Genomic DNA, 22750 nt, shown 5'->3' on the forward strand with positions numbered 1-22750 from the left:
GCTGAGCCTGTAGATATAATTCTACAGAATAACCCAGATTCATTATACATCCGGAAACAGTCAGCTTTGTCTTACGATTTCAATCAGTTCTACCAGATTATCGATATTGAGTTTATCGAAAATCCTTTTCTTCATTGTACTTACGGTATTCTGCTTGACATTGAGCAGATTGGCAATCTCGAGATTACCATATCCTGAAGCATACATTCCGGCAATCTCTTTCTCTCTGTCGGTGAGGCATAGTAAAGGATCGATCAGATCCGGATTGCGAAGTGAGTTCATTAGCATCCTCTGCGTATCCTGGGAAATATATTCTCCGCAGGTAATCATTTTAAGGACTGCTTCTTTCACTTCTTCCTCTTCACTCATTTTACTGAGGAATCCGTCTGCACCGGCATTGATGAATTTAAGTGACTGTTTGTTCTCATCAGTACCCGTATAGATCAGGATTTTAATATCCGGCCTTATTTTTTTTACTTCCGGTAAGACATTCAGAAAATTCCCGTCGGGGAAACAGACATCTATAATGGCAATATCAATGGGATGGGTTTTAACGGTTTCTGTAATCTGCTGCAGGGTTGAAGCCTGATGCACCTTAAAGTCCGATGCTATTTCTTCGAGTATGAATATGATGCCCTGCCGTATGAGGCTGTGGTCATCCGCAAGGAGAAAGGTGATGGGTTTGTGATCCTTATGATTCATGGTGTATGGTTAAATGGATATAGAAAGACACGGTGGTTCCTTTGTTACGTTTGCTGGTGACGGATATATTCCCGGGGTACAGTGCAATGAGCTGCTTGCAGAGGCTGAGCCCGAGACCGGCGCCCAGGTTTTCCACCTCATCAGAAATGATGCCCTGATAATAAGGTTCGAAAATCTTCTCAAGATCCGATTCTGAGATACCAACGCCTGTGTCACTGATTATGGTATGCATGGCTACGGTTGCCTCATTGACAGGCTCAGTATATACCGTCACTTTAATCTGTCCGTTCTCGGTAAATTTATTGGCATTTCCGATAATGTTCATATAGATCTGGTTGATCTTGGTATTATCTGAAAAAACCACAAGGTCCGGAGCGATCCTCTCATCTATGATAAACCGGTTGTTCCTGGTCTCAATATAAGGTTCTATGGACGCCAGTATGGAGGTAATTTCATCTTTAAGGTTAAAAACAGCCGGAACCAGTTTATTTTCCACCTGATGGTTTTTGGTATACTCCAGGATCTGGTTAGCCTGCATCAGCAGCGTATTATTCGTGAAGCTTACGGATTTCAGATATTCTTTAATGCTATCGTCATTGGTTTTCTTATGGATCCTGTTGATAAAGATGCCGATGATCTTCAGAGGCGATCTCAGCTCATGGCTCAGCATGCCCAGGATCCTGTTTTTAAAGTTCAGGTGCTCCTGGATCTGTTCGTTTGCTGCATTCAGCCGGTACTCATAAATAAAAGCCATCCTGGTAAGATACATGATCAGTACAGAAACAATGAACATCAATACCATCAGACCTAAAATCAGGTAATTCCTGATCCTGTTGCTCATTGAATTCTGCCGGTCATACTCTTTCTGCAGTTCCGATTTTGAATTTTTAACGGCCTTATCATACATATTCATCAGCCCGCTCGCGCTCACAAACAGATGATCGAATACTCTGAAGAATTTTCCGTTGTCCTGCCTGTTTGTATTCAGGTTCACCTGGATTTTTCTTACCTGCTCGGTATAGTGGTTGTTCACCAGGTTCAGTATACTGTCGAAATCCGCTTTTATATTGGCTGCATTCTGCATTTCACGCTGTTTTACCATTACAACAGTGCTGTCTTTCCTGACATTGACTTTTCCTGATATGGCATCTCCCAGGCGGCCGAAAAACCCCTTTTTCTTAATGGTGTCCGAAAAGGTTTTGGTCTGCACATCAAACTTATCGAAGTTATAATCCAGCTTATACCTCTGGATTTCCGGCAGTCTGGTCTTTAGCTTTAATCCGGACCCTCCTGAATACTGATAGGCAGAATCACTTAATGCCTTGAACTGATGGACCCGAGAAGAATCACTACGCTGTAACAGTGTAATGTCTTTAATTTCAGGGAACTGGTTGCCGTAACGGTTGATGCGGTCCACATTATTCCCCAGCCGGCTTACTGCCCCAAAATAAGACTGCAGGTATTTTTCATCCTGGCTTACCAGGTACTTCTGGAAGTAATCCTGTGCTGTCAGAAGTTCTTTTTTGGAAGTATCCGTTAAATTTCCCAGTGATTCCACTACTTTCAGCTGCTTCTCAATCAGGGAGAGGTTTTTCCTGTTGACGGTTTCATTATAGAAAAATCCGGCAATGATAAGCTGTATCAGCAAAATACAGACGATCAGCGAATAATGCACTATTTTGCGCCATCTGAAACTCAATGTTTTGGAATGATTATATTCATTTTTCATAATTTGTGTAGTTTTTTTGTTTGGTCCGGCCCATCTTCCGTCCCGGATCCTGCCTTCAATGTATCTTTCCTGAATCTTTTACCAATAGTCACTATTCATGAGCGTGAAAGCAAACGGACCAGGTTCACGAAAGATTTACTGAAGACTTATCATATAATCTTTAAATTTAAATAATTATTGGATAGTATCTCATAATTTTCAGATAATAATTTTCTATCAGTGATTAAAAAAAGGCCTCTCACGCTATCAGGAAGGTTGTTATTTCGGATTTATCAGGAAAATTATTCTATATAAACAAAGAAATCCCATGATTGGTTTCACAGGATTTCATATATCATTTAAAAAATAAATTACAAAGTTTTGAACTGCTCCAACGTTCTGATATCATTTTCAAAGAACATCCTGATATCGCTCATCTGGTACAGCAGCATCACAATTCGTTCAATCCCCATCCCGAAAGCATAGCCGGAATATTTTTCAGAGTCTATATTCACATTCTTCAGAACGGCAGGGTCTACCATTCCGCAACCCATGATTTCAAGCCACCCGGTGCCTTTGGTAATACGGTAATCCGTCTCGGAATTCAGCCCCCAGTATACATCAATCTCTGCACTTGGCTCGGTAAAAGGAAAGTATGACGGCCTCATCCTGATTTTTGATTTCCCGAACAGCTCCGTAGTAAAGAACTGGATCGTCTGCTTCAGATCGGCAAAGCTTACATTCTCATCGATGTACAACCCTTCGATCTGATGGAAAATACAGTGCGAACGTGAAGATACCGCTTCATTCCTGAATACCCTTCCCGGAGATAAAATCCTTATCGGTGGCTGGTTTTCTTCCATGTAACGGATCTGTACGGAGGAAGTATGGGTCCTCAGAAGGATATCGGGATTCTGCTCAATGAAGAAAGTATCCTGCATATCCCTTGCCGGATGGTACTCAGGGAGGTTCAGGGCGGTAAAGTTATGCCAGTCGTCCTCAATCTCAGGTCCGTCTGCTACGGCAAACCCGATGGATTTAAAAATTTCGATAATCCTGTTTTTCACCAGGTTGATAGGATGCCTGGATCCTAAGTCCAGAGGAAAAGCAGGCCTTGTCAGGTCTTCTTTCTCTGTAACCAGGGAAGAGGCTGTAGCGTTTTTTAGGTCCTCAAGTTTTGCCTTAACAGCATCTTTCAGGGAATTAAGCTTAAGTCCGAATTCTTTCTTCTGGTCATTCGGAACTTCCTTGAACTTTTCAAAAAAATCGTTCAGGATCCCCTTTTTACCATTGTATTTAATCCGGAAGTTTTCAATTTCCTCTTTGGAAGCGGAATTAAAGCTGTTTACCTCAAGAAGCAGTTCTTCTATCTTTTCTATCATTATCTTGCCCTTTCAAAATGTTTTGCAAAAATACGTTTTTCCGTTGAATATGTTTCCCAATCATATAAAAAATCTGCCCCTTTTGCGGAGAGGCAGACTTCAATCACTTATTTCACTTAAATAAAAAAATTATTTCTTTTCTAAAGCTTTAACGTTGATCTGCAGGGTCACCTCGTTTTTAATGACACCATTTTGGGCAGGAGCCTGGAACTTTACTCCGAACTCTTCCCGGCTGACATCCTTAGGTTCCGTGGCAATGCTTACTTCTCCTCCCTTCTTAACGGATACATTGGCTTTAAACTGCACCGGCCTGGTAATTCCTTTAATAGTCAGGTTACCATCCAGAAGCGTATTGTAATCTCCTTCTGCAACGGATGTCACTTTGGTAATTTCATAGGAAGCGGTTGGGAATTTATCCGTTTCAAAAAAGTCTCCGCTTTTCAGATGCCCGTTAAGTTTGTCCATCTGTGTTTTGTCATCCCTCAGATCTACAGAGGTGAGGGAGTTCATGTCAGCTACAAATTTTCCGCTTTCCAGCTTACCGTCATGTACCGTCACATCGCCACTTTCAAACTTGATGGTCCCGAAATGGCTGGTACTTTCAGACTTGAAAATCTTGTATCCCTTCCACTCTATTCTGCTGTTCAGGGTATCCAGCGTATACTGGCTGCCATTTTTGGTGGTGGTTACTTCACTGCTTTCGCTGGCAACGGGCTTTTCTTTTTTACACGAAACTACCGTCGTAGCCGCAAAAAATACAGGAATGGCCCATATAAGCAGTTTTTTTCTCATTTTTGTCATGATTTTATTATCCCTGCTAAGATAATAAAAAAAATAGTTTTTTCCTAAAAACCTTACCTTTGCCATATGCTATTAGAGATCAGCCACCTTAATTTTTCGTACTCGAAAGAGAGACCTCTTTTCCGGAACCTCAACCTGAAACTGGAAGAAGGGAAGATTGTTGCGCTTGCCGGAGAAAGCGGCTGCGGAAAGTCCACTTTACTGAATTTAATCTACGGGAAACTGGATTGGGAAAGCGGTGAAATTATTTTTGACGGACGGAAGCTTATGGGCCCGAAAGGAAACCTGGTTCCCGGTGAAGCGGAAATGAAGCTGGTTGCCCAGAATTTTGACCTGATGCCGTATGCTACGGTCGCAGAAAACGTCGGTAAATTTATCTCTAACATTAATCTGGCCCATAAAAAAGCTACCGTTACCGAACTGCTTGAAGTGGTAGGCCTACAGGACTACGCCGGAATCCTGCCAAAATACCTGAGCGGAGGACAGCAGCAGCGGGTGGCTATTGCAAGAGCGCTTTCCGTACTCCCAAAACTCCTGATTCTTGATGAGCCTTTCAGCAACCTTGATTTCCCCAGGAAGATAGAGCTTCGTGAGCGGCTGTTCAGATATGTGAAGCAACACGGCATTTCGCTGATGATCTCTACGCATGAGCTTCAGGATGTCATGCCATGGCTGGACCGCATTGTGATCCTTCAGGAAGGAAGGCTGATCCAGAATGACCATCCCGAAGAAATTTACAGGCATCCTTATAATCCATACGTAGCAAGGCTCTTTGGCGAAGTGAACATATTCAGTGAACAGGAACAGAAAGATTTAGGCATTCCTGAGTTTTTCTACTATCCCCATGAGATCGTCATCAATCATAACGGGCAGGAAGCCGAAGTACTGGAGAGCAGGTTTGCCGGAAACCATTACCGAACGATCATCAGGATCAACCATAAGGAGATGGTAATGGAAACAGGAGGTAAAATTCAGGAAAACCAGATCCGGATTGCTTTCCGCAAATAAATCATCCGATGCTTTTAACCTGCATGACTGCGGAGATGCAGTAATATTATACCGGATTTATTGAATTAACAGGTAAATTTATTGCATTTATAAGAATGCTTTAAAAAAAATATCTTACATTTGTTTTTTACAGCATAAGGAAATTTTTGGTTAATTCTCTTTCTGCCCCTGAAGACGAACATTAGCAGTCTGCAATCTAGTCTTTTGAAAGATAACACTGTCCAATTCTTTCCTTTTTTTGTGCCCGAAAATTAAAAAACCGCTGCCTGAGCATCTCAACGGCAGCGGTTTTTTATTGGATATCTGTATTCAGTTTTGACGTCTCACGCGTATCTTTCATCCGGAAATAAACCACGAGTGAAAAGAATATGCAGAGTGTGATGTACCAGTAAAAATAGTGCTCCACTCCTGCCTGCTTGAACCACAGGGCAATATATTCAGCCGTTCCTCCAAATACAGCAACGGTGAGGGCATAAGGAAGTCCTACACCCAAAGCTCTTACTTCGGAAGGAAAAAGTTCTGCCTTCACAACAGCATTAATAGAGGTATATCCGCTGACAATGATCAGTGAAATCATAATCCATACAAATGACATTCCCATAGAAGTGGTATGGCTGAGTGCGGTCAATAAAGGAACCGTACCTACCGTCCCCAATATCCCGAATGCCAGCAACAGGGACCTCCTCCCGATCCTGTCGGACAATGCACCGAAAACCGGTTGCAGGCACGCAAACAGAAACAGGGAAACGAAGGAAACAAGCGTGGACTCTTCCTTACTTAAATGGACGGTATTCACCAGGAATTTCTGCATGTAAGTCGTATAGGTATAGAACGCAAGCGTGCCGCCTAAAGTCAATCCTACCACCGTAAGAAGTGCCTGAGGATGCTTAAGAAGTTCTTTTATGGTACCCTTTTTATCCCGGACGGTGCCTTTTTTATTTTCAAAAGCTTCGGTTTCATGGAGATTTGACCTCAGGTACAAAGCAACTACAGACAGAACAGCACCAATGACAAATGGGATCCTCCAGCCCCAGGTTTCAAGCTGTTGTTCGGTTAGCAGGAGTTTCTGCAGGATCAGCTGGATGCCCAGGGCAATCAGCTGTCCGCCAATGAGGGTTACATACTGAAAACTGGAATAGAATCCTCTCCGGTCTTCCGTAGCCATCTCACTGAGATAGGTTGCCGAAACCCCATATTCCCCGCCTACACTCAGTCCCTGAAGCAGCCGTGCCAGAAGCAGCAGCACCGGAGCTAAAACACCTATGGTCCCATAAGAAGGCGTAAGGGCAATCAGAAGGGAGCCTAAAGACATCAGCAGCACGGAAAGCGTCATAGCTCTTTTCCGCCCTACCCTGTCGGCGATACTTCCGAACATCCATCCTCCCACAGGCCGCATCAGAAAACCCACGGCAAAAATCCCTGCCGTGTTCAGGAGCTGTGCCGTCATATCGGAATCCGGAAAAAACGACTTGGAAAAGTAGATGGCAAATGCCGCATAGGCGTACCAGTCATACCATTCAACCAGATTGCCAACCGAACCACCTACAATAGCTTTTATCCTTTCTCCGGTTGTGATCTGTGGCCTGTTTTGGATATTCATGCTGCTTGTTATATTATCAGGAAAGTAAGAATTTATCTAATTACGCTTTCTTTACAAACTCAGATTTCAGGGCCATGGATCCGAATCCGTCGATCTTGCAGTCGATATTATGGTCACTGTCCGGTCTCAATCTGATATTTTTAACTTTAGTTCCCGCTTTCACAGGCTTCGGGGCACCTTTTACAGGAAGGTCTTTGATCACCACTACAGAATCTCCGTCCTGAAGCTCATTCCCGTTGGAATCCAGTATTTTACCGGAAACAGATGCTTCAGAAGCTGCCTCTTCAGGATTCCATTCATAAAAACATTGGGAACATACCATCACATTATCGCTCGGATATGTAAATTCGGAGCCGCATTTCGGGCAAAGTACAGGATTACTCATATTTTTTCAGTTTTTGCAAAGGTAAGGTTTTGGATCCAGTTTTTTCTCTTGTGTAAAAGTGCACGCTCTATCATATTATGTAAATAATTCAGGTTTAAAATTTCCCAGGTAAACCTTCAGGACCTCAATGCCAAAACTTTATCCTGCCTGTGTTCAAATAAAAACCGTATTTTTGCAGAACTTTAGCTTTTCAGAGTCTAAAGCTCAATATTTAAAATGTCCCAAATGGAACTTATTCACAGAAACTTAGCAATCGGAATTCACGATGCTTTACAGGAAACTTTTTTCGAAAAAAACAAATATGCCGATAAAGTTATCGAAAGGCTGTTAAAAGCCAACAGAAAATGGGGAAGCCAGGACAGGGCTGTGGTTTCTGAAATTTTCTACAATATCATCCGCTGGAAGAAACGCCTGGAGTACTACATGGGAGAAGGCGTAAAACCCAATAACATCTATAAGCTGATTCTTGCCTATCTGTTGTGGAGCAAGACGAACTATAAAAAATTTGAGGAATTCGACGGGATCAAAATCGCCGACATCATTACCAAACTTAAAAAAGGAACGGTCCCTACCAAAGCCATTGAATATTCCATCCCGGAGTGGCTGGCGGAAACCCTGGAAAAGGAACTCGGACAGAACTGGGAAAAAGAGATGCAGGCCCTGAACGAACAGGCCCCTACCGTATTGCGGACGAATTCCCTGAAAACGTCAACCAAGGAACTTATTTCCGATCTTTCAGATGAAAACGTGGTTTCTTATCCTATAAAAAACTATCCTGATGCGGTACAGCTGGAGGAGAAGAAAAATGTATTCCTGACCAGCGCGTTTAAAGACGGACTGTTTGAAATACAGGATGCTTCTTCACAGAAAATAGGGTATTTCCTGGATGTACAGGAAGGACAACGGGTGGTGGACGCCTGTGCAGGCGCAGGAGGAAAAACGCTTCACCTGGCTGCCTTAATGAAAAACAAAGGACAGATCATTGCCCTGGATATTTTTGAATGGAAACTTGCAGAGCTGAAACGACGCGCCAAGAGAGCCGGAGCCCATAATATAGAAACCAGGCTGATCTCTGACAACAAAGTCATCAAACGCCTTCACGAAAAGGCCGACAGGCTGCTGATAGATGCGCCATGTTCAGGTTTGGGTGTACTGAAGAGAAATCCGGACAGCAAATGGAAAATTGACCAGGAGTTTATAGACCGGATAAAAGCGGAACAGCAGCAAATCCTTCAGGATTATTCCAAAATCCTTAAAAAAGGAGGAAAAATGGTGTATGCCACCTGTTCTATTCTTCCCTCCGAAAATAATGAGCAGGTAGAGGAATTCCTGAAAAACAATCCGGACTTTAAAATGATTAAAGACGAAAAAGTAATGCCAAGTCAGGGATATGACGGGTTTTATATGGCTTTAATCGAGCGTATTGCCTAAATAAACCGCCTTACCATATGAAGCTACCCTGCAGGGGTAGCTTTTGTTTTGCCCGGCAACAGTAAAGAATTATTTTTGAACCTAATTTTTACCCTTCATCTGAAATTTATTTTTATGCTGACAAGATTTTTATTTTTTTTCTTTTTTATTGCCGTATTCAGTTCAGGCTATGCGCAGACCTATGAAATACAGTACATCAGTTCTTCTAACGGGAAGGTATCTCCCGGCCAGCCTCCTACGCTGGTATGGGTCAATGACAAAGAGAATTTTATACTCAATACAACCATAAAAGAGCAGAAAAGCGAATACCCTTTTGAAATCACCAAGATTGAAAAACCCTCCAATACAGTCGTATCCTATGCTTTTCTAAAGCCCGGAGAAATTATTTCCGCATCTGATACCGAATCGGTAGGAAAACAGACTTTTGACTTCACATCAGAAACCAAAAAGATCCTGGGCTATAACTGTAAAAAAGCAGTCACCAAAATCAATTCCAATACCATAGAAGTCTGGTATACCAATGATCTCAAGATCAACGGCGGGCCTTCAACCCTTGGACAGAACCTTGGTCTGGTCCTGGAAATCGAACGCAATAAAAACAACCTGCTGACCGCCCAATCTATCAAAAAGGTAAAAAAAACATCCGTTGAAAGCCTTATGAAAGGGACAGTAACCTCAACGGACCAGCTGGGATACAGGGACCTGCTCTGGAAAAGCCGTTTTACCACCCTGAAGGTTTTTGACAATGAAACCATTAATTTTTCTGATGCTTCAAAATCAGACGAACAGGTGAAAAGATTTGCCAACGGAACGATTATCCTGAAGAAAATAAAGTTTCCGGCCATCAGTGAAGGGGAAAATATTTTTGTTGACCTTAAACAGCAGTCTAACGGAGATGCCTACGACAGGACGGGAACCGTATTCTTTATTCCGCAGGATCAATCCATGTCTTTTCTGGACGGGCTTGAGAAAGGGGTTAAAACACTTCCGGTATATGAAAACGGGAACGGGAAGCAGTACTTCGGCGTGGTTTCTGATGAAAAATACCTGGCTCCTGTAGAAATGATGAGGTTTTTTACCGCTTTCGGCATCCAGAAATTCAACCACATCCAGCTGAAGGGAAAGGAATGGCAGACGGTAAGCCCATATCGTGAAGACATTACGGATCTCAAACCGGCCTTGTCCGGAAAGGAATTATGGATCGGCACATTCATCGGGAATTACGATAAGGGCGGACATAAAGTAAGCCTGGAAATCACCATCCATAAAAGTGACCAGAATATTTACAGGAACAATACGGTCATTCCTCTTTTCAACACGCTGAACATCATGGAAATGGCTGGACAGGAGTATTCCACCATGTTTGACAAAGACAAAGGACTGCTGGTAGAATTCAATTTAAAGAAAGACCTGAATAATGCACAGCTGAAATACATCACTACCGGACATGGCGGATGGGAAAACGGAGACGAATTCATCCCTAAGGCCAATACCATACTTCTGGACGAGAAAATGATATTTTCTTTCATCCCCTGGAGGACGGACTGCGGTTCTTACCGCCTGTATAATCCTGCTTCAGGAAATTTCCCGGATGGTCTTTCCTCCTCAGATCTCAGCAGGTCCAACTGGTGCCCCGGAACGGTAACCAATCCTGACTTCATCTCATTAGGCAGCCTTAAAGCCGGAAAACATGTTATACAGGTAAAAATCCCTCAGGGACCGCGTGAAGGCACAAGCTTCAGCTCATGGAATGTGTCGGGAGTACTGCTGGGAAATGAATAAAAAAAACCTTCTCGTAATTTGAATTACAAGAAGGTAAAAACACAAATGATGAAAAAAAATTATTTCGAGTCACAAAATAACGATTAAAATTCTAATAAAAAATTACCATTTAGCATCGTTTTTTTAGTTTTTATTTCGTATGAGGGTAACATCATTCATTTGTGAAGAAAAAAATCAATTTCAGATCCTGATTTTAACACAAAAAGTTAATTAATTTCTACAAAATAAATTATTTAATTAAAATTTTAAACTTTAATAAAAATTTTATTGTTATTTATAAATTGTAACTCTACTTTTGATTTATAAATAACAATAAAATGTGTGGAATTGTGTGCCTGTTTGACGCCAAACAGAAAACTGAAATATTGAGACCTCAGGTATTGGAAATGTCTAAAAAGATCCGCCACAGAGGTCCGGATTGGAGCGGGGTCTTCCAGGATGATAAAGTGGTATTTTCCCATGAACGGCTGGCTATTGTAGATCCTACCTCAGGAAAGCAGCCGCTGTTCAGCAAAGACGGCCGTATTGTATTAGCCGTTAACGGTGAAATCTATAACCATCGCGAACTGAAAGAGGAATTCTCTGACTACGAATTCCAGACCCAGTCGGATTGCGAGGTTATCCTGGCCCTGTATGAAAAATACGGGAAAAATTTCCTTGAACAACTGAACGGCATTTTTGCCTTTTCCCTTTATGATATGGATAAAGGTGTTTACCTTATTGCCCGCGACCATATGGGTATCTGCCCTCTGTATCACGGATGGGACAGAAGCGGAAACTATTATGTAGCCTCTGAACTGAAAGCGTTGGAAGGCATCTGCAAAACCATAGAAACTTTCTTACCCGGACATTTGGTATACAGTGCAGACGGAAGCGGACTGGAACAGTGGTATAAAAGAGACTGGGAGTCTTTTGACCACGTCAAAGACAATGAAACGGATATAGACTTGCTGAGGAAAGGGCTTGAAGATGCCGTTCACCGGCAACTGATGAGCGATGTGCCTTATGGCGTGCTCCTTTCAGGCGGCCTTGATTCTTCCGTGATCTCTGCCGTTACGGCAAAATTCGCCCGTCAGAGAGTGGAAAGCGGCGATACGCAGGAAGCCTGGTATCCGAGACTGCACAGCTTTGCCGTAGGCCTGGTAGGATCTCCTGATCTTGAAGCCGCCCGTAAAGCGGCAGACCATATCGGGTCTGTACATCATGAAGTGAACTTTACGGTTCAGGAAGGGCTGGATGCCATCCGGGATGTGATTTACCACCTGGAAACGTATGATGTTACCACGGTAAGGGCATCTACCCCGATGTACCTCCTGGCCAGGGTCATTAAATCCATGGGAATCAAAATGGTCCTTTCCGGTGAAGGTTCGGATGAGCTGTTCGGAGGTTACCTGTATTTCCATAAAGCGCCCAATGCGAAGGAATTCCATGACGAAACGGTACGGAAACTGAGTAAACTGCATTTGTATGACTGCCTCAGAGCCAACAAAGCCCTGATGAGCTGGGGAATCGAAGGCAGGGTACCGTTTTTAGATAAGGAATTTATGGATATTGCCATGAACATCAACCCTGAGGACAAGATGATCAGCGTAGCTGAAGGCAAAATTGAAAAATGGGTATTGCGGAAAGCTTTTGAAGACCTTCTTCCTGAATCGATCGTATGGAGACAGAAAGAACAGTTCTCTGACGGGGTAGGCTATTCCTGGATCGACAGCCTGAAGGAAGTTGCAGAAAAAGAAGTAACGGATGAGATGATGGCCAATGCCCGTTTCAGGTTCCCGCTGAATACGCCTCAGAATAAGGAAGAATATCGGTACAGGACGATTTTTGAAGAACACTTCCCAAGTGAAACTGCCGCAGCTACAGTACCTTCCGTACCTTCTGTTGCCTGCTCTACGCCTATTGCCCTGGAATGGGATGAAGCCTTCAAGAAAATGAATGATCCGAGCGGAAGAGCGGTGAAAGTGCATGAGACGTCATACGACCAGGTGTAAAAACGAATGGTCAATTGTGAATTGTGCATCACCGGTGAATTTTGATAAAATTAAATGACCATTGATCCGCAGGAATTGACCATTGATCTGATGCTAGTGGTGATTTGATAGCGGAATATCCAATGTCAATGATCATTGATCAATCATCAATTATATCCATTCTCTCGGTATGCAATTTTTAAAATTTATTAATCCTGTAGTCATACAGGATTTTCTTTTGCATTAACGTTAATAATATTGTCAGAATTTAACCGTTAATAAAAAATAATATCTAATAAATAATTATATTTGGAAAACGAAAATATCAATTATAAAAAATGAGAAGAAACATTACCGTCTTGTTTGCTTTATTATCAATGAGCTTTGCTTTTGCACAGGGAAAATACGGCAGATACCTTAACTCAAAAAAGCTTGCTTTAACCTATAAAAGTGTGAAGGAAAATGACAAAGAAGATTATTACCAGCAGTATTACTGGCTTGTAAAGGCTGAACAGCTGAAAACATATCCGCACCTTAAAGATATAAAGCCGGTAGTCCTTTACGAATTCGTTAAAAAAGTAAATCCGCAGAATCCTACCAAAAAACTGGATGCAAGAGGAAAAGAGCTCAGAGAAACAGCAGAGCTGTCCCTGAACCAGTATTTCAAAAATAAGAATTTCGAGAACAACAGCGTGCTGATGCATAACCTGGAAACGTATGTAGATCCTTCCCAGGGAGAATATTTTACGAAAGTGGACCCTGAAAGAATCAAGGAACTGGTACCTAAGGAACTTTTCTCCTTTAACTCACTTAACAGGAAAACACAGGAGGAACAAACTTTTTATCTCTGGATCGACAAGAAAAATGATGATTTCAATATTGTAAACATTATCCCGGAAGAGAAGGAAAACAAAGCATTCTACGCAAGGCTGAAACAATACCTGCCGAACTATAAGTTTTCAAAATACGTACCTTCCGTAAAAAAAGGGAATAAAACTGATAAAACCGATGCAGATTATTATTACATCATGCCTTTCGAGCAGAATACGGATAACATCGAATACAAAACCAAGGATTTCAAAACTTTTATCCTGAGCCAGTACCGAAAGGCCGGCGAAGAATGGAAAGGGGTTGAAAAGCCTAGAAAATAAACTCAAATCCTGCGAAATTACCGCAGGATTTTTTTTGCATTTAACCCGGATAAAACCCAGTATGGTATTATTCTTGAAGCGTTTTGAGCAATCAATCTGTTACCAGATTCCAAGCCGGTTAACAATGTCAGAGGTAATACAACAACCCAATTCCGTAAAGAAAATTCTTCCCCTTATTCTGGCCACTGCCATATTCATGCAGATGCTGGATTCTACTATCCTGAATACCTCCCTGCCTTCCATAGCCAGGGATTTACAGGAATCGCCGCTCAACATGCAGAATGCCATCATCAGTTATGTGCTGACGCTGGCCGTCTTCATGCCTGCCAGCGGATTCCTGGCAGACCGTTTCGGAACGAGGAAGGTCTTCATTGTCTCATTGGTCCTGTTCAGCCTCGGATCACTGTTCTGCGCACTATCCCAGAACCTGACCCACCTGGTGATTTCCCGCGTCCTGCAGGGCGTGGGAGGCAGCCTGATGACACCGGTAGGAAAGCTGGCGCTCATTAAGACGTTTGATAAAAACGAACTGCTGAAAGCGATGAATTTCGCTATTATCCCGGCGCTAATCGGTCCGGTTCTCGGTCCATTGGTCGGCGGATATATGGTAGATTACCTTTCCTGGCACTGGATATTCCTGATCAACATTCCGATAGGACTCTTAGGGATGGTCCTGGGAGCGAAATACATGCCGGATTACAGGTCTAAAGATGTGGATTTTGACCTTAAAGGCTTTCTCATCTTTGCAGCAGCGTCCCTACTGCTTTCCGTTTCGCTGGAACTTTTCGGGGACATCCAGAATATCACGCCGGTATTACTGGTCTTTATCCTCGGATTTCTTTTCCTGTACTATTATTATAAACACGCCAAGAAGGATGCAAGCCCTATTTTTCCGCTGAACCTTTTCCAGGTACGGACATTCCGGGTAGGCGTTGTCGGAAACCTGGCCACAAGGCTGGGAATCAGTTCCGTGCCGCTGCTCTTACCGCTGATGATTCAGATTGCTTACGGACAGTCGGCTGTAACCTCAGGATGGATTGTGGCGCCAATGGCGCTAACGGCTATTTTCGGAAAATCCTCGGTGATTAAAATCCTCAACAGATACGGATACCGGCAGACTTTGATGGTCAATACTTTCATTATCGGCACCCTGATCTGCTTGCTGGCTATTCCGAATATCCACAGCTCTTTGTATTGGTTCGTCCCGATTATTGCGATTTTAGGATTTTTCAATTCCATTCAGTTTACCTCCATGAATACCATTTCCATTGCAGACCTGAGAAACTTCCAGACAAGCAGCGGTAACTCGCTCCTTTCTGTTAACCAGCAGCTTGCGGTTGGATTCGGGATCGCATTCGGACTGATAGTCCTGAAAATCTTCCAGAATTCAGACCTTATCGGAGGAGAAATCCATAATGCATTCCGGTATACTTTCCTTACTGTAGGTTTGCTGACGATCTTATCCGGATTTGTATTCAGAAGGCTGCATATCTCGGACGGCAAAAACATGCAGTCAAAATAAAAAGCTCCTACTCCACTTCATGATAATACTTTGTTAGAAGATATTGCCTGAACTTTCTTAGGCAGAAAATCCTAGTTAACACACATCAATGTCCATGATCATATTCCGGCCTATATTTGCATTATATTCGGAAGCGCAATGATGGCCATTTGGCATGATCATATGTTCCGTTATCATGGAAAAAGTTCATATGCAGTGATTAACGGTGAAGACGCTTTCTACTGATCAATTATTTTGCTGAAAATTGCTTCCGGATGGTTCATTTAAAAAAGAATGATTAAATTAACAGAATCAAGAAAAATATAAGTTATTATGTCAAATATCGGACTGATCATTGAAGAAAAAGCGGCAGATATAGGAAACTTTCTGGTAGGCAGGCTTCTGCCTTTCCGCGAAAAAAGGGCGGTAGGTCCTTTTGTATTTATTGACCACATGGGCCCGGCTGAACTGAAGGACTACCAGAACCTGGATGTCCCGCCTCACCCGCATATCGGACTCTCCACCCTGACCTACCTTCTGGAAGGGTCTATTTTTCACCGCGACAGCATCGGCAGCGCAATAGAGATCCAGCCGGGTGCCGTTAACTGGATGACGGCCGGCAAAGGGGTTGTACATTCCGAAAGAACGCCTGAATATTTAAGGGAAACCGATAAAAAGCTGCATGGATTCCAGATCTGGGTAGGACTGCCAAAACACCTGGAGCAAAGCGAACCTACCTTTCATCATACCGAGGCTGAAGAACTGCCGGAATGGGAGGAAAACGGCGTGCATTACAAGCTGATTGCAGGAGAAGCTTTCGGAAAGAAATCCCCGGTTCCCGTACACAGCAGACTGTTCTTTATAGAAATCAAAACGAAGGATCCACAGAACATCAAAATCGGAAAAGACCTGTACGGCGAAGCGGCCATGTATGTCCTGGACGGAACGGTAGACATTGAAGGCAACAACTATGGATCAAGACAGCTTCTCATCGCAAAAGACACCAAGCTATGCGAGTTCGGGATGAGTGAAAATGCCACAGTGTATCTTTTTGGAGGAGAACCTTTCGAGGAAGAACGTTTCATATTCTGGAATTTTGTGAATTCAGACAAAGAACGCCTTGAAGAAGCCAAAGTGAACTGGCACAACCAGAATCATGATGCCTTCCCTCCGGTACCCGGTGACGAAGAGGAATATGTACCGCTTCCGAAATCTATTTTAAACAGAAAGTAATTATTCCCATAGACCCATACATGAAAATACTTGCCTTTGCAGGAAGCACGTCTTCCACATCTATCAACCGTGAACTGGTAAAATTTGTGCTCAGGGATTTCGGGAATGAAGAAATTCATTTCATAGACCTGAATGATTTCTCCATGCCGGTTTTTTCCGTAGACCTTGAAAAGAAAGGATTCCCGGATGAAGCCCACCGCTTTCTTCAGGCCATCGGAGCCTGTGACGCTATCATCTGTTCGCTTGCCGAGCACAACCGCTCGTACAGCGCTGCGTTTAAAAATATTTTCGACTGGGCTTCCAGGATCGATGTAAAAGTTTTCCGGAATAAACCGATGCTGCTGATGAGTACTTCTCCGGGAGGCTACGGCGGAGGCAATGTGATGAATACGGCCAAAACCTTCTTCCCTCAATTCGGAGCAGATATCAGACAGACGTTTTCGTTACCGAAGTTCTATGAAAATTTTGACCTGGAAAACGGAATCATCAATCCGGAGATGCTGAAGGAACTCAAAGAGAAGGTACAAGCATTTAAAAATGAAATTCAATGATGAATGTAACCGTAACGGCAAGCCTAGGAACTACGCAGTATTATACGGAAGTTACTGCCGGCGACAATAAGATGGTCACCGACGAACCTGTAGATAAAGGCGGACAGAACAAAGGGCCGAATCCTTTTGAAATCCTGGCCGCATCCCTGGCCAGCTGTACCGCAGCGACCCTGAGAATGTACCTTGACAGGAAAGTATGGAACGCGGAAAAAATCAACGTCACTGTAGACCTTGAATATTTTCCCCTCACCAGAAGAACGGTCTTTAAACGGCAAATCAGCTTTGATGGCTCAGAACTTGATACAGATCAGGTCAAAAGGCTTCGTACGATTGCAGAAGCCTGCCCTGTTCACAAAATCCTGACCAACGATATCGAAATATTAACCCAATTCTCATGATATGATTGAAATACAACACAACAACGACGAGAAGCGAGGAAGCTTCGCAGCATTTATGGACGGCAAACAGGCCGGGCTTATGACGTACACCTGGGCGGGAGACACCCGCTTTATTATAGACCATACCGAAGTGGAAGACGCCTATAACGGAAAAGGTGTAGGCAAAGAAATGCTCTATGCAGCGGTTAACTACGCCCGTGAAAACGGAAAAAAAATCATCCCGCTCTGCCCTTTTGCCAAAGCCAACTTCCAGAAGCATGCAGAACTGCAGGATGTAATGGTCAATTAAGACTGATCCGGCAGATCTAAAATATATTAACCTTTCAGGACTCCGTTCTGAAAGGTTTTTTCTTTTTCAGCAGAAAAGAAAAAAACTATATTTGCTGAAATTATTTTTTCAGCATGAATCCAGGAACTACTCTCTTGCTATTTGTTTTTATCTATTTCATCGGGCTGCTGGTGATTTCTTATTTTACCAGCCGGAATTCGGATAACCAATCGTTTTTCATAGGAAACAAAAAAAGCAAATGGTGGCTCGTGGCCTTCGGGATGATCGGTACCAGCCTCAGCGGGGTGACTTTCATTTCAGTTCCGGGAACGGTTGGGAAAATGACCGGAACCGAATATATTTTCGGGGGTTTTGAGTATTACATGATGGTAATCGGCTTCTTTATAGGCTACTTTATCGTAGCTGCCATCCTGCTTCCGCTGTATTACAAAATGAACCTCACCTCCATTTACACATATCTGGGCAAAAGGTTCAATGTGGAAGCCCATAAGATAGGATCCATATTCTTTATTATTTCAAGGGCGATCGGTGCAACGGCCAGATTATACCTGGTGGTGAACGTGCTGCAGATCTTCCTGCTGGAAGGATTAGGAGTACCGTTCTGGGTAACGGCCATGGTTCTGCTGCTGATGGTTTTGCTGTATACTTTTGAAGGCGGCGTTAAAACGATCGTGATCACGGACACGCTGCAGACTTCATTCATGATCATCAGCCTGGTAGCCTGTATTGTTTACATCCTCTCGAATCTGAATTTATCCTTCGGGGAAGCCTACACGATCCTGGAACAGAAAAATTATACGCATTTCATCAATTCAGACCCGAATTCCAAAACGTTCTTTCTCAAAACGATCCTGGGCGGTATATTCATTACCATCGCCATGACGGGACTGGACCAGGAAATGATGCAGAAAAACATATCGGTGGATAACCTCCACAATTCCAAAAAGAACATGCTGACGTTTGCCGGCACGCTGCTCGTGGTAAACCTTGCCTTCCTATTTTTAGGCGGGCTGCTGTATCTTTTTGCACTGCAGAACGGAGCGGACTATTCAAAGGTTTCCACTCTGGTTGAAGGGAAGCAGGTTTTTGCTGATGTTTTCGGATTCAGGGATGCTTCAGGGAATGTTAAAAACATCATGGGAGACGACCTCTTTCCGGCGCTATCGCTTCAGGGCTACTTCCCGATGGCATTATCCGTTATTTTCATCATCGGGCTGATCTCGGCGCTTTTCCCTTCTGCGGACGGAGCGTTAACCGCTGTCACCAGCTCTTACTGTGTTGACCTCCTGAACCTTAACGAAAATAAGACCAAGACTGAAAAAGAAAAGAAACATCTCCGGATGAAAGTCCATCTTACATTTACCGTAGTTTTCTTTATCCTTATCATGGTTTTTAAAGCCATGAACGACAAATCCATCGTTTATCTTATCATGGAAATCGCAGGGTATACCTATGGCCCGTTGTTAGGCCTTTTTGCATTCGGAATCTTTACCCGGTTCCGGATTTCAAAAAAATATGCGATCCTTGCCGTAACCATTGCAGCCCCTGTATTAACTTATCTGATCAATACTGCAGTAACCACGTATACCGATTACCGCATTGGTGTGGAACTGATTATCCTGAACGGGTTACTGACCTTCATTGGATTATGGCTGGTGAAAAGCAGGTCATATCTGAGAGTGGTTGAATAAGGCACAGCCGTAAAAAGCTTATCATATTCCGGATAGCAACCAGGATGAATAAGACGATCTATAAACCGGATAATCAAATGATAATCAGGCACAATAAAGAGATTAAGGTTAACGGATATCGTTTTAAAATTTCGTTAAGCCGCTAAAAAATTGTACATTCGCAAGGCAAATAAATCATATATATGAGTAAAAGTATCGAAGAGTTAAAATCTCTTACTACACAAATCAGAAGGGACATTTTAAGAATGGTTCACGCTGTAAATTCCGGTCATCCAGGAGGAAGCTTAGGCTGTACGGAATATTTTACGGCACTTTACGGGAAAGTAATGCAGTATAACCTTCCTTTTACGATGGAGGGCAAGAATGAAGACCATTTTTATCTTTCCAACGGTCACATTTCACCGGTATTCTATTCTACACTGGCAAGATTCGGCTTTTTTCCGGTAGATGAGCTGAGAACGTTCAGAAAACTGGATTCGAGGCTTCAGGGCCACCCGACTACCCACGAAGGTTTACCGGGGATAAGAATTGCTTCAGGATCTTTAGGTCAGGGGCTTTCTGTTGCTCTGGGTGTGGCTCTAGGCAAAAAACTGGACGGAGATGATTCTTTGGTATATACGCTTCACGGTGACGGTGAACTTCAGGAAGGGCAGATCTGGGAAGCCCTGATGTTTGCGGCAGCGAAAAAAGTAGACAACGTTATTGCAACAATTGATTATAACGGACGCCAGATTGACGGTGATACGGACGATGTATTAAGCCTGGGTAACCTTCACGCGAAACTGGAAGCTTTCGGATGGACTGTTCTGGAAGAGAAAAACGGTAATGACATGGAAGCGGTAATCGGAATCCTTGAAAAAGCGAAGACCGAAACCGGAAAAGACAAGCCTGTAGTTATCATCCTTCATACTGAAATGGGATTTGGGGTAGACTATATGATGGGAAGCCACTCATGGCACGGAAAAGCGCCTAATGATGAGCAGCTGGACACGGCCTTCAAACAGTTATATTTAGAAGCTCCGGCAGATTACTAATTAGAGAACGACATCAAGTAATCAGCCATTAATAAATCAAGAAAAAAATGAAATATACATATACAGAAAAAAAGGATACCCGTTCAGGCTTCGGAGCCGGATTGGCGGAGCTTGCAGATAAGAACCCTAATGTTGTTGCGCTTTGTGCAGACCTTATCGGTTCCCTGAAAATGGAAAAATTTATTGAAAAAGCTCCTGAGCGTTTTTTCCAGATCGGGATTGCAGAAGCCAATATGATGGGTATTGCTGCAGGACTCAGCATCACCGGTAAAATTCCTTTTACCGGAACCTTTGCTAATTTCTCTACCTCAAGAGTATATGACCAGATCCGTCAGTCGATCGCCTATTCCGATAAGAATGTTAAAATCTGTGCTTCACACGCAGGTCTTACTTTAGGGGAAGACGGTGCTACGCACCAGGTACTGGAAGACATCGGGATGATGAAAATGCTTCCGGGCATGACTGTTATCAATCCTTGTGATTACAACCAGACGAAAGCGGCTACCCTGGCGATTGCAGACCATGAAGGCCCGGTATATTTAAGGTTCGGAAGACCTACAGTTCCTGTTTTCATCCCGGAAGATATGCCGTTTGAGATCGGAAAAGGAATCATGCTTCAGGAAGGCACTGATGTAACCATTGTAGCGACTGGGCACCTGGTTTGGGAATCCCTGGTAGCAGCAGATGAGCTTGAGAAAGAAGGGATTTCATGTGAGGTGATCAACATCCACACTATCAAGCCTCTTGATGAGGAAATCATCTTAAAATCTGTAGAAAAAACAGGTAAGATCGTGACTGCCGAAGAGCACAACTACCTTGGAGGGCTGGGAGAATCCGTTGCCGGAATGCTCGCCAGAAAAAGGCCGACAAGACAGGAGTTTGTTGCAGTGAATGATACCTTCGGGGAATCTGCTACGCCTGCTGAGCTGATGAAGAAGTATAAGATTGATGCTGAAGCTGTGAAAGAGGCTGTGAAAAGAATTTTAGCTTAATCAAAGCTCTGATATACGACAAAAGTCCTCATTTCTGGGGACTTTTTTTATTTTAATAATACTCTTGCTACTCTCTATTTCAACCTGCATTACCATCTGAAAAATTTCCATTTAGGGATAATAGCCAGCATCCCGAATCCGGTAAACAGGAACAGGTTGGTAACATCCGTATACAGAAAGGTTGATAGGTAATAATTATGCATAAAGAAATGCAGCACCAGAAGTGCCGGAAATGAAAAGATCCCGATTTTGCGGTAAAAAAACATCAGAATAAGACTGATGACCATAAGTGCATCAATGGTGAAGATAATATAGAAATAAGCCCCGGGAATGTTCAGGTAATCGTGCTGAAGATATTCATCCAGATCAATTCCGAACCCCATCACTGTAAACAGCAGCAGTGCCGCAAAGGCTAAAATAAATCCCCAGCCTTTCTTCGGATCTTCGTCAAAATAACTGTATTCTTCCATAAGTACAAAAATAAAGAACTTATGATCATGTTCATAAGTTCTTCATCATATTTATTCGTTTATCATTTGATTATACTGAAATCGCATCAATCAGTCTGTTTTTGTCACTCAGGTATTCCTCCATAGAGATCATACTTTCCGTTCTCATCACATCCTGAATATCATCGATCTGATAGATGATTCTTTTGGCATCATCGGTATTCTTGGCTCTCACCTTGCAGAAAATATTGTATTTCCCGGAGATTACACTTGCCTCGATAACGTTAGGAATAGTAGAAAGTTCTTTTAAAACTTCCTGAGTACGGTTGGATTTCGTAAGAAGAATTCCTATAAAAGCGGTAAAGTGATAATCTAATTTACCGTAATCAATATTAAGAGATGATCCCAAAATAATGCCTGCATCTTCCATCTTTTTTACTCTTACGTGAATAGTACCTGCAGAAACATCCATCTGCTTGGCAATTTCAGTAAAAGGCATTCTTGTGTTCTCTACTAAGAAATCAAGAATTTTCTTGTCTATTTCGTCCAGTTGATAGTTCATATTAGTTAAATTACAATTTTCTTAAAAAATCAATGTATTTTTTGCAAATTTAAAATAAATAATTAAACTAAAAAAATTATATCAAACATTAACAATAATTAACACATATGATAAAAATCATTAAAAA

At 42.7% G+C, this 22750-nt stretch carries 21 protein-coding genes; 13 read left to right on the forward strand and 8 right to left on the reverse strand.

What is annotated here, in order from left to right:
- Window positions 1-60: 60 nt before the first annotated feature.
- The 4 genes from CGB83_RS08115 to CGB83_RS08130 form a co-directional block, all read right to left on the reverse strand.
- The gene (locus tag CGB83_RS08115; RefSeq protein ID WP_100075344.1) at window positions 61-702 is read right to left on the reverse strand and encodes a response regulator; all 642 of its coding nucleotides are present in this window, start codon (window positions 700-702) and stop codon (window positions 61-63) included.
- Complete coding sequence (locus CGB83_RS08120; RefSeq protein ID WP_100075345.1) at window positions 692-2431, reverse strand: sensor histidine kinase; 1740 nt, start codon at window positions 2429-2431, stop codon at window positions 692-694. The genes CGB83_RS08115 and CGB83_RS08120 overlap by 11 nt, the downstream gene beginning before the upstream one ends.
- Before the next feature lie 350 nt (window positions 2432-2781).
- Window positions 2782-3792: a phenylalanine--tRNA ligase subunit alpha gene (pheS, locus tag CGB83_RS08125; protein WP_100075346.1), complete on the reverse strand. Its 1011-nt coding sequence runs from the start codon at window positions 3790-3792 to the stop codon at window positions 2782-2784.
- 129 nt (window positions 3793-3921) lie between these two features.
- Window positions 3922-4584 (reverse strand): YceI family protein, encoded by a 663-nt coding sequence (locus CGB83_RS08130; protein ID WP_100077538.1) that lies wholly within the window; start codon window positions 4582-4584, stop codon window positions 3922-3924.
- A gap of 75 nt (window positions 4585-4659) precedes the next feature.
- Between CGB83_RS08130 and CGB83_RS08135 the strand changes: the two genes are divergently transcribed.
- Window positions 4660-5601 carry a sulfate/molybdate ABC transporter ATP-binding protein gene (locus CGB83_RS08135; RefSeq protein WP_100075347.1) on the forward strand — a complete coding sequence of 314 codons (942 nt, stop codon included), beginning with the start codon at window positions 4660-4662 and terminating at the stop codon, window positions 5599-5601.
- 292 nt (window positions 5602-5893) lie between these two features.
- Here the strand turns inward: CGB83_RS08135 and CGB83_RS08140 are convergent, their stop codons facing one another.
- Window positions 5894-7201 carry an MFS transporter gene (locus CGB83_RS08140; RefSeq protein WP_100075348.1) on the reverse strand — a complete coding sequence of 436 codons (1308 nt, stop codon included), beginning with the start codon at window positions 7199-7201 and terminating at the stop codon, window positions 5894-5896.
- A 40-nt stretch (window positions 7202-7241) separates the two neighbouring features.
- The gene (locus CGB83_RS08145; protein WP_100075349.1) at window positions 7242-7586 is read right to left on the reverse strand and encodes a zinc ribbon domain-containing protein YjdM; all 345 of its coding nucleotides are present in this window, start codon (window positions 7584-7586) and stop codon (window positions 7242-7244) included.
- 225 nt (window positions 7587-7811) lie between these two features.
- Here CGB83_RS08145 and CGB83_RS08150 point away from each other — a divergent pair, with 225 nt between their 5' ends.
- From CGB83_RS08150 to CGB83_RS08205, 12 genes are all read left to right on the forward strand, one after another.
- Window positions 7812-9017, forward strand: a complete 1206-nt coding sequence (locus CGB83_RS08150) for an RsmB/NOP family class I SAM-dependent RNA methyltransferase (RefSeq protein ID WP_100075350.1) — start codon at window positions 7812-7814, stop codon at window positions 9015-9017.
- 114 nt (window positions 9018-9131) lie between these two features.
- Window positions 9132-10799, forward strand: coding sequence for a GLPGLI family protein (locus CGB83_RS08155; protein ID WP_100077539.1), 1668 nt, complete (start codon window positions 9132-9134; stop codon window positions 10797-10799).
- A 317-nt stretch (window positions 10800-11116) separates the two neighbouring features.
- Window positions 11117-12793 carry an asparagine synthase B gene (gene asnB / locus CGB83_RS08160; RefSeq protein WP_100075351.1) on the forward strand — a complete coding sequence of 559 codons (1677 nt, stop codon included), beginning with the start codon at window positions 11117-11119 and terminating at the stop codon, window positions 12791-12793.
- Between the two features lie 317 nt (window positions 12794-13110).
- Window positions 13111-13923: a hypothetical protein gene (locus CGB83_RS08165; RefSeq protein ID WP_100075352.1), complete on the forward strand. Its 813-nt coding sequence runs from the start codon at window positions 13111-13113 to the stop codon at window positions 13921-13923.
- A gap of 124 nt (window positions 13924-14047) precedes the next feature.
- Window positions 14048-15445: an MFS transporter gene (locus tag CGB83_RS08170; protein WP_100075353.1), complete on the forward strand. Its 1398-nt coding sequence runs from the start codon at window positions 14048-14050 to the stop codon at window positions 15443-15445.
- Window positions 15446-15757: 312 nt separating this feature from the next.
- Window positions 15758-16657 carry a pirin family protein gene (locus CGB83_RS08175; protein WP_100075354.1) on the forward strand — a complete coding sequence of 300 codons (900 nt, stop codon included), beginning with the start codon at window positions 15758-15760 and terminating at the stop codon, window positions 16655-16657.
- Between the two features lie 20 nt (window positions 16658-16677).
- The gene (locus CGB83_RS08180; RefSeq protein WP_100075355.1) at window positions 16678-17208 is read left to right on the forward strand and encodes an NADPH-dependent FMN reductase; all 531 of its coding nucleotides are present in this window, start codon (window positions 16678-16680) and stop codon (window positions 17206-17208) included.
- Window positions 17208-17606 carry an OsmC family protein gene (locus tag CGB83_RS08185; protein WP_100077540.1) on the forward strand — a complete coding sequence of 133 codons (399 nt, stop codon included), beginning with the start codon at window positions 17208-17210 and terminating at the stop codon, window positions 17604-17606. The genes CGB83_RS08180 and CGB83_RS08185 overlap by 1 nt, the downstream gene beginning before the upstream one ends.
- 1 nt (window position 17607) lies before the next feature.
- Entirely contained in the window at window positions 17608-17895 is a 288-nt protein-coding gene (locus CGB83_RS08190; protein WP_172954691.1) for a GNAT family N-acetyltransferase, read from the forward strand.
- Window positions 17896-18008: 113 nt separating this feature from the next.
- The gene (locus CGB83_RS08195) at window positions 18009-19586 is read left to right on the forward strand and encodes a sodium:solute symporter (protein ID WP_100075356.1); all 1578 of its coding nucleotides are present in this window, start codon (window positions 18009-18011) and stop codon (window positions 19584-19586) included.
- 182 nt (window positions 19587-19768) lie between these two features.
- The gene (locus CGB83_RS08200) at window positions 19769-20620 is read left to right on the forward strand and encodes a transketolase (RefSeq protein WP_100075357.1); all 852 of its coding nucleotides are present in this window, start codon (window positions 19769-19771) and stop codon (window positions 20618-20620) included.
- 47 nt (window positions 20621-20667) lie between these two features.
- Window positions 20668-21612: a transketolase family protein gene (locus CGB83_RS08205; RefSeq protein ID WP_100075358.1), complete on the forward strand. Its 945-nt coding sequence runs from the start codon at window positions 20668-20670 to the stop codon at window positions 21610-21612.
- Window positions 21613-21701: 89 nt separating this feature from the next.
- Here the strand turns inward: CGB83_RS08205 and CGB83_RS08210 are convergent, their stop codons facing one another.
- Together CGB83_RS08210 and CGB83_RS08215 are read right to left on the reverse strand one after the other, a co-directional pair.
- Window positions 21702-22082, reverse strand: a complete 381-nt coding sequence (locus CGB83_RS08210) for a hypothetical protein (RefSeq protein WP_100075359.1) — start codon at window positions 22080-22082, stop codon at window positions 21702-21704.
- A 70-nt stretch (window positions 22083-22152) separates the two neighbouring features.
- Window positions 22153-22623: an Lrp/AsnC family transcriptional regulator gene (locus CGB83_RS08215; protein WP_100075360.1), complete on the reverse strand. Its 471-nt coding sequence runs from the start codon at window positions 22621-22623 to the stop codon at window positions 22153-22155.
- Window positions 22624-22750: the final 127 nt, after the last annotated feature.

Source organism: Chryseobacterium camelliae (genome assembly GCF_002770595.1).
In the GTDB taxonomy this organism is placed as follows: domain Bacteria; phylum Bacteroidota; class Bacteroidia; order Flavobacteriales; family Weeksellaceae; genus Chryseobacterium; species Chryseobacterium camelliae.

Bases quoted from the DNA above. Each gene is read 5' to 3' on its own strand.
- CGB83_RS08115 (WP_100075344.1), bottom strand. From the start codon at position 702: ATGAATCATAAGGATCACAAACCCATCACCTTTCTCCTTGCGGATGAC.
- CGB83_RS08120 (WP_100075345.1), bottom strand. From the start codon at position 2,431: ATGAAAAATGAATATAATCATTCCAAAACATTGAGTTTCAGATGGCGC.
- pheS (WP_100075346.1), bottom strand. From the start codon at position 3,792: ATGATAGAAAAGATAGAAGAACTGCTTCTTGAGGTAAACAGCTTTAAT.
- CGB83_RS08130 (WP_100077538.1), bottom strand. From the start codon at position 4,584: ATGAGAAAAAAACTGCTTATATGGGCCATTCCTGTATTTTTTGCGGCT.
- CGB83_RS08135 (WP_100075347.1), top strand. From the start codon at position 4,660: ATGCTATTAGAGATCAGCCACCTTAATTTTTCGTACTCGAAAGAGAGA.
- CGB83_RS08140 (WP_100075348.1), bottom strand. From the start codon at position 7,201: ATGAATATCCAAAACAGGCCACAGATCACAACCGGAGAAAGGATAAAA.
- CGB83_RS08145 (WP_100075349.1), bottom strand. From the start codon at position 7,586: ATGAGTAATCCTGTACTTTGCCCGAAATGCGGCTCCGAATTTACATAT.
- CGB83_RS08150 (WP_100075350.1), top strand. From the start codon at position 7,812: ATGGAACTTATTCACAGAAACTTAGCAATCGGAATTCACGATGCTTTA.
- CGB83_RS08155 (WP_100077539.1), top strand. From the start codon at position 9,132: ATGCTGACAAGATTTTTATTTTTTTTCTTTTTTATTGCCGTATTCAGT.
- asnB (WP_100075351.1), top strand. From the start codon at position 11,117: ATGTGTGGAATTGTGTGCCTGTTTGACGCCAAACAGAAAACTGAAATA.
- CGB83_RS08165 (WP_100075352.1), top strand. From the start codon at position 13,111: ATGAGAAGAAACATTACCGTCTTGTTTGCTTTATTATCAATGAGCTTT.
- CGB83_RS08170 (WP_100075353.1), top strand. From the start codon at position 14,048: ATGTCAGAGGTAATACAACAACCCAATTCCGTAAAGAAAATTCTTCCC.
- CGB83_RS08175 (WP_100075354.1), top strand. From the start codon at position 15,758: ATGTCAAATATCGGACTGATCATTGAAGAAAAAGCGGCAGATATAGGA.
- CGB83_RS08180 (WP_100075355.1), top strand. From the start codon at position 16,678: ATGAAAATACTTGCCTTTGCAGGAAGCACGTCTTCCACATCTATCAAC.
- CGB83_RS08185 (WP_100077540.1), top strand. From the start codon at position 17,208: ATGAATGTAACCGTAACGGCAAGCCTAGGAACTACGCAGTATTATACG.
- CGB83_RS08190 (WP_172954691.1), top strand. From the start codon at position 17,608: ATGATTGAAATACAACACAACAACGACGAGAAGCGAGGAAGCTTCGCA.
- CGB83_RS08195 (WP_100075356.1), top strand. From the start codon at position 18,009: ATGAATCCAGGAACTACTCTCTTGCTATTTGTTTTTATCTATTTCATC.
- CGB83_RS08200 (WP_100075357.1), top strand. From the start codon at position 19,769: ATGAGTAAAAGTATCGAAGAGTTAAAATCTCTTACTACACAAATCAGA.
- CGB83_RS08205 (WP_100075358.1), top strand. From the start codon at position 20,668: ATGAAATATACATATACAGAAAAAAAGGATACCCGTTCAGGCTTCGGA.
- CGB83_RS08210 (WP_100075359.1), bottom strand. From the start codon at position 22,082: ATGGAAGAATACAGTTATTTTGACGAAGATCCGAAGAAAGGCTGGGGA.
- CGB83_RS08215 (WP_100075360.1), bottom strand. From the start codon at position 22,623: ATGAACTATCAACTGGACGAAATAGACAAGAAAATTCTTGATTTCTTA.